The organism is Plantactinospora sp. B24E8 (genome assembly GCF_039871735.1).
Classification (GTDB): Bacteria; Actinomycetota; Actinomycetes; order Mycobacteriales; family Micromonosporaceae; genus Plantactinospora.
In genome coordinates, this window is the sequence record NZ_JBDPMH010000052.1 from 25,960 (window position 1) to 32,620 (window position 6,661).

Annotated in this window: 6 protein-coding genes; 5 read left to right on the forward strand and 1 reads right to left on the reverse strand. The window is 69.7% G+C overall.

Going from position 1 to position 6,661, the window contains the following annotated elements:
* Nucleotides 1-11: 11 nt before the first annotated feature.
* Nucleotides 12-380, forward strand: a complete 369-nt coding sequence (locus tag ABGB21_RS35505; protein ID WP_347655537.1) for a hypothetical protein — start codon at nucleotides 12-14, stop codon at nucleotides 378-380.
* Nucleotides 381-500: 120 nt separating this feature from the next.
* Here the strand turns inward: ABGB21_RS35505 and ABGB21_RS35510 are convergent, their stop codons facing one another.
* Nucleotides 501-2,225 carry a glycoside hydrolase family 6 protein gene (locus ABGB21_RS35510; protein ID WP_347681553.1) on the reverse strand — a complete coding sequence of 575 codons (1,725 nt, stop codon included), beginning with the start codon at nucleotides 2,223-2,225 and terminating at the stop codon, nucleotides 501-503.
* Between the two features lie 688 nt (nucleotides 2,226-2,913).
* Between ABGB21_RS35510 and ABGB21_RS35515 the strand changes: the two genes are divergently transcribed.
* From ABGB21_RS35515 to ABGB21_RS35530, 4 genes are all read left to right on the forward strand, one after another.
* Nucleotides 2,914-4,059 (forward strand): hypothetical protein, encoded by a 1,146-nt coding sequence (locus ABGB21_RS35515; RefSeq protein ID WP_347681555.1) that lies wholly within the window; start codon nucleotides 2,914-2,916, stop codon nucleotides 4,057-4,059.
* A 4-nt stretch (nucleotides 4,060-4,063) separates the two neighbouring features.
* Nucleotides 4,064-4,777 carry a class F sortase gene (locus ABGB21_RS35520; RefSeq protein WP_347655540.1) on the forward strand — a complete coding sequence of 238 codons (714 nt, stop codon included), beginning with the start codon at nucleotides 4,064-4,066 and terminating at the stop codon, nucleotides 4,775-4,777.
* Between the two features lie 285 nt (nucleotides 4,778-5,062).
* Nucleotides 5,063-5,803: a hypothetical protein gene (locus tag ABGB21_RS35525; RefSeq protein WP_347655541.1), complete on the forward strand. Its 741-nt coding sequence runs from the start codon at nucleotides 5,063-5,065 to the stop codon at nucleotides 5,801-5,803.
* Nucleotides 5,787-6,593, forward strand: coding sequence for a class F sortase (locus ABGB21_RS35530; RefSeq protein WP_347655542.1), 807 nt, complete (start codon nucleotides 5,787-5,789; stop codon nucleotides 6,591-6,593). The genes ABGB21_RS35525 and ABGB21_RS35530 overlap by 17 nt, the downstream gene beginning before the upstream one ends.
* Nucleotides 6,594-6,661: the final 68 nt, after the last annotated feature.

Genomic DNA, 6,661 nt, shown 5'->3' on the forward strand with positions numbered 1-6,661 from the left:
AGGGCAGTGAGATGACCGACCGCGATCCGAGGCCGGACCGTCCGCTTGAGGAGACTCCCGAGGTGGCCGCCGCGATCGACGACGACATCGCGGTACCACAGTTCGCCACCGACGGCGGACCAGGCTTGGCGAACCCGGAGTTCGTCGACCCGGACGACGTCGCGGCCGACTTTCCGCCCACCGACGACCTGCTCGGTGACCCGTACGGTGCCGGCGCGGGCAGCGCCCCGGAACGGGCCCGCACCGGTGCTGAGCAGCCGTGGGACCCCGAGGACCTGGCGGCGGCCCAGGGCCGCGACCCGGACCCGGGCAACGTCGAGCGGGCCCGGCGGGAGTTGGAGCAGGAGGGACCGGCCGCGGTGGAGAAGACGGTTCCCTGAGCCGGGGACCGGTCCGGCGTTGCGACAGCGGCGGTCCCCGCCTCCGGCCCTCGCGGACCGGGGGCGGGGACCGCCCGGTTGGTACGTACCGACTGCTGTCGGTTCAGTTGTCGCCGCTGGTCAGAGCGCCGGGTAGGCGTTCTGCATGAGCTGCTGGAACTGGGCCGAGAACCAGGCACCCGAGATCGGGGCGCCGGAGAGCGCACCGCTCATGTTGTTGTTGTTACGCGGGTTGCCACCGTAGGTCGGGTCGCACATCCGGTCGAAGCCCTTGCCCTCGTCGTTGTCGATGAGGGTGCTGGAGCCGTCCGACTCGCCCGGGGGCTTGATCCAGACGTACGCGTCGATGCCGGTGGCCGGGTTGGCCCGCGGCCGCTCGCCGAGGCCGGCCCCGCTCTGGTTGCACCAGTTGCCGAGGTGGATCCGGCGGTCGATGCGGGAGCCGTCGACCTGCTGGTTGATGTCACCGGAGGTCACCGGGCCGGTCGGCCGGGCCGAGCCGCCCCAACCGTTGCGGGAGGTGTCGATCAGCATGCCGATGTTGCTGCTGAAGCCCTGCGAGATGAGCTCGGTACGCAGGGCCTGGGCGAAGCGCTGCTCGTCGACGTACCGGTTCCAGTCGATCCAGGTGGACTGCCGGTTCTGCTCGGTCACGTTCAGGTACGGCTCGACCGTGGCCGAGTAGTTGGCGGTGTTGGCGATGAAGCCGTGCACGTTGGCGGTGGTGCTGCCCTCGGCGCGGGCGGCCTCGGCGAAGATCTGGGCCGACGCCCGGAAGTTGTCGTCCCAACCGATCCAGCCGTGGTGGCCGGCGTCGATGTAGTTGTAGGTGTTCGGGAGCGCACCGAGCTTGGCCAGCGCGTAGCCGACGCCCTTGACGTAGTTGCCGTTGGCCTTCATCGTGTCGCAGTTGGCGGTCGCGGTCTCCCGCGGCGACACGTTGGTGACCAGGTTCGGCAGCGAGTCGATCTCGATGATGTTGATGATCCGCAGGCTCCGGTACGCCGGGTCGGCCTGGATCGCCGCGATCGGGTCGATGTACGCCGTCTTGTACTGGTCGATCTCGTCCGCCTCGAGTTCACCGTTGGAGGCGAGCGCCGCGCAGTCCCGGCCCGGCAGGTTGTAGATGACGAACTGGATGTAGCCGACGCCCTGCGCCAGTGCCTCGTCCAGGTGGTCCCTGACGCCCATCGGACCGTTCGAGCTGCTGTCCGGGGTGCCCTCGATGGCGGCGATCCGGTCGATCCAGACACCGGTCGGGGTGCTCGACACCCGGTTACCGCCGGAGACGCTCTCCGCCTTGGCCTTCCACTCCGGGTTCACGTAACCCGTCGCCCCGGCGTACGGGTTGTCCACCCGGCCAGGGTTCGGCCCACCGGTCCCCGGAGGGGTGGTCGGCGGGGTGGTCGGCGGGGTGGTCGGTCCGCCGGTCGGGCCGCCGGTCGGCGGGGTGGTCGGCGCGGTCCCGTTGCAGGCGACGTTGTTGACGCTGAACGAGGTCGGCGCCGGGTTGCTGCCGCTCCACGAGCCGTTGAAGCCGATGCTTGTGGAGGCACCGGTGGCCAGGTTGCCGTTCCACGACATGCTCTGCGCGGTCACCTGGCTGCCGGACTGGCTCCAGGTGGCCGACCAGCCCTGGCTGACCCGCTGGCCACTGTCCGGGAAGGTGAAGCGCAGCGTCCAACCGTTGATCGGGTCACCGACGTTCCGGATGGTGATGCTGGCAGTGAAGCCACCCTGCCACTGGTTGGCGCTGTAGGTCACGCTGCAGCCGGGCGCGGCGAGCGCGGACGACGCCGGAAGGGTGACGAGACCGGCGGCCACCAGGGCACTCGCACCGGCCACCGCCACAGCTTTCTGGCGGATGGACAAACTACTCCGTAAATTCATGCCACTGATCTCCTAGGGCCAGCCGGTCCGATGGGGCGGAGCCGGCGCGGCAGCCGTGCGGACGTCGTTCGGTGGGTTGTCCGCTGGCGCCGTGGGGGGACTGTGGTGTGCCCGACCCGGACGGGCGCAAGTGGTGGTGGTGCAGACCGCGGTCAGGCGGCCTTGGTGACGCCGTCCGGAGACCGGATGCCCTCGGCGTCTGCTGCGCGGTGTGGCTCCCCCAGCACAGTGGATGAATTCTTGCATGGGAGCGCTTCCACCACAACACCCATCACTATTACGGATGACGATATCCCAAGTTCGGCGGCGGTCGCCGGCCCCTCCCACCCCCGGGTCAGGCGGGACGGAAACGGGCACCCGACGTGTTGCGCGGGCAGCCGGGCCGGGCGTCATCGAATGGGCGATCCCGACCCGGACGGCGACGGTCCGGGCGATCCGGCAGGGTTCCGGCCAGCTGGGGTGGGACCCGCCCGGCAAGGCCGCGACGGCGTGACCGGATCGAGCATGCGCATATCGCTCGTACCACCATGAGAAGCTTTTTCGGGTAAATGCCCGGAAAATCTGATGAAAGCTCACAAGCTCGTTAATCTCGGTCATGGCTCGTCTCCTCGAGCTGAAGCAAGAGGGAAGGATGACGACAGTCATGTCCAAGAAGTTCCTCGGCAAGGTGATCGCTGGAGCCGCCCTCGGCGGCGCGTCCCTACTCGTCTTCGCCCCTTCGGCCGCCCTCGCCGACGGCGCTCCCTACTCCGACGGCCACCACAGGGACGCCCTGGGCCGCGTCTTCGCAAAACCGCACGTGGTGAAGCCCGGACACGAGGTCAAGCTCATCGAGGTCTGCTCCGAGGAGCAGAAACACGCCTGGCTCTGGTCGAAGGTCACCGGGAAGGTCGACCTGACCCCGAAGAAGCACTCGTACCAGGACGACGACAAGAAGAAGTCCGAGCACAGCAACGGCTGGGACGACAAGAAGTCCGACAAGGGCGCCGAAAGCTGGAAGGACAGCACCGAACCCAAGGAGTACGAGGGCGGGGACTACCGGCAGGAGCGCGAGTACCAGGAGTTCCTGAAGTACAAGGAGCACCAGGAGTACCAGGAGTACCGCCGGTACAAGGAGAAGAAGGCGCCGGAGAAGTCGGCGTCCACCGAGGAGAAGGCAGCCAAGCCCGACGCGTCCGCAGGCGCGGTGCCGGCACCCTCCCAGGATTCGCGCGCGGAGCAGCCGGCCGACGGCTACCAGCCTCCGGAGGCCAGTTCCGGCGGGATCGGTGGCGGCCTGCTCGCGGACGACGCCGCCACGAACGGCTGGGAGGACAGCAAGAAGGCCGACGACCACAAGGCCGAGGACCACAAGGCCTGGGAAGACGGCAAGGAAGCCGACGAGTACAAGGCCTGGCAGGACAGCAAGAAGGCCGACGAGTACAAGGCCTGGCAGGACAGCAAAAAGGCCGACGAGTACAAGGCCTGGCAGGACAGCAAGAAGGCCGACGACTACAAGGCCGAGAAGGAGAACGGGGGCTGGGAGCAGAAGGACGCGGCCAAGTACGAGTACTGGGCCAGCGTCAAGATCCCGTGGGACGCCAAGCCTGGCACGTACGACCTCAAGGGTTCGTGCGGTGAGGGCGAGCTGATCGTCGTGCCGAAGGGTTGGGTGGACGGCGGCGACGGCGGTAACACCGCCAGCAGCGGCGACAACCTCGCGGTCGGCGGGGTGGGGATGCTCGGGATGGCCGCGCTCGGTGGCCTGGTGCTGATGCGTCAGCGCCGTACCGATGAATCGCCCGCCTGACGCGGTGACGAGCGGAGCCGGCGGCCGTCCCGGGAAACCGTGGCGAGCCGCCGGCATCGGCTTCGTCGCCCTGCTCGCCCTGGTCGGGGCGGGCCTGATCGGTGCCGCGTGGAACGCGCCGGATCCCGTCACCCCACCGCAACCGCAGCCTGCCGCGGCGCCGGGCAACGTCGACCCGTCGACGACCGGACCGGCGGACGGATCCGAGCTGCCCGATCCGGTGTCGCCGACCCCCGACCCCACGCCGGGTACCAGGGCTCTGCCCCGGTCCGAGCCGGTACTGGTGAACATCTCGAAAATCGGGGTCGCCGCGGCGATCATGCCGGTCGGGGTCACCCCCGAGGGCATGGTCCAGGTACCTCCGCTGAGCAAGGCGCACCTTGCCGGCTGGTACCAGCCCGGTCCGGCTCCCGGCGAGTCGGGCAACTCCGTGATCGTCGGTCACGTCGACTCCAGGGAGCTCGGGCCGGCGGTCTTCTTCCGACTCGGCGCCCTGCTGCCGGGTGACCGGATCGAGGTGGTCCGGAAGGACGGCTCCACCGCCGCGTTTGTTGTCGACAGCGTCAAGTCCTACCCGAAGACGAACTTTCCCACCGAGCTCGTCTACGGCCCCGCGTCGCGGCCAGGGCTTCGCCTGGTGACCTGTGGGGGCGACTTCGACGAGCGGGTCGGTTCGTATCCGGACAACATCATCGCGTTCGCCACGCTGGCCGACTAGGCACGGCCGGCGAACGGTCACGACGCTCGGGGGCGGCGCTTGAAGCGCCGCCCCCGAGTGCGTCGTACCCACCCTGGTCGGAAGACCGGTCAGGAGCGCAGCTAACCCCCAGACCGGGGAGTGAGGCAGCAACCGCGCAGTAAACGCAAAAGCCTCTCTACCACCCGAAGGCGATCGGATATCCGAAACAGCCATAATCGCGACATCGACTCACAAACTAACTAGCGTCAGTCCTAGCCCGGCTCTCGTCGGGCCAACCCAACGGGGAAGGAGTGACTACGCGTCATGAGTAGGAAGTTGCTGGGAAAGGTGATGGCGGGCGCGGGTCTCGGCGCCGCGTCGTTATTGATCTGCGCACCCGGAACCGCCGTGGCGGACGACGGACCCCGCCACGACCCGGGGTACCGGGGCTACCTCAAGACCGAGCCGAAGGGCGTGAAGCCGGGAGCCAAGTTCAAGATCACCTTGACCTGCTTCTCCCCGGAAGAGCGCGCCTGGGCCTCCTCCAAGATCACGGGCAAGCTCCGACTCAAGCCGGTGACGCCCAACGGGCAGGAGCCACCGGCGAACGGTGACGACGACGAGGTTGTCCAGCCGACGCCCCCCGGTCAGCCGGGCCAGCCGGGTCAGCCGGGCCAGCCCGGAGGGGGCGAACCGCAGCCGCCCAGCGGCGGCGGGGAGCAACCGGGCCTGCCGGGCGACGGGCAGCCCGGACTGCCGGACGACCTCCAGCCGCAGGCCCGCAGCGGCGGAGAGGGCGGCCAGGCCGACGGCCACCGGCACACCTACCGGTACTGGGCCTGGGCGAAGGTGCCGTGGAAGACCAAGCCCGGCCACTACGCCGCCAAGGGCTCCTGCGGCATCGGAACCATCGTCGTACTGCCGGCGGGCGCCGTTCCCGGCGGTGACGGTGGCGCCACCACCGACGGCAGCCGGGCCGTGGCGGGGGCCGGAATGCTCGGGGCAGCCGCGGTCGGCGGCTTCCTGCTGATGCGCCGACGTCGCACCGATGGCTCGCTCGCCTGAGGTGGACACCGGGAGCGCCGGCGGCCGGCACGGGCGACCGTGGCGTGCCGCCGGCGTACTTCTGGTCGCCCTCCTCGCCCTCGGCGGCACCGCGACGCTCACCGCGGGCCTCAATCCGGCACCGGCCCAACCGCCTCAGCCGGCCGACGTGGTGACCGGCGCCGCACTCGATCCGACCCCGGAGCTCGGCGAGGAGTCCGGCGTGGACGTGGAGCCCGGGCCGGAACCCGAGCCCGACTGGGCGTCCGGCTGGACCGAGAGCGGGCCGACCCCGGGCCAGGCCACCCCACCCACCGGCCCGGGTCGGCCGTCCCCGACCGGACCCGCACCGCTGCCCCGGTCCGAACCCGTGAAGATCACCATCCCGAAGATCAAGGTCAACGCCACGATCATCTCGGTCGGGCTGAACGCCGACGGCACGGTCCAGGTGCCGTCGCTGAAGCAGGCGCACCTCGCCGGCTGGTACAAGGTCGGGGTCAGCCCCGGGGAGATCGGCAACGCCGTGGTGGTCGGGCACGTCGACTCGGCCGCGATGGGCCCGGCCGTCTTCTTCCGGCTCGGCGCGCTCAAACCCGGCGACCGGATCCAGGTGACCCGCGCCGACGGCAGTGTCGTACGGTTCGCCGTCGACACCGTCAGGTCGTACCCGAAGACCGCGTTCCCGGCCGAGCTCGTCTACGGGAGCAGCGACGACGCCCGACTCCAGGTGGTCACCTGCGGCGGTGTCTTCGACCGGAAGAAGGGCAGCTACCCCAACAACATCGTGGTGTCGGCGACCCGGACCGGCTGACCGGGAACCGCACCGTCACACACCGGGTTGTCGCCGAGGCACCGGTCTCCTCCACCACCCGGTAGATG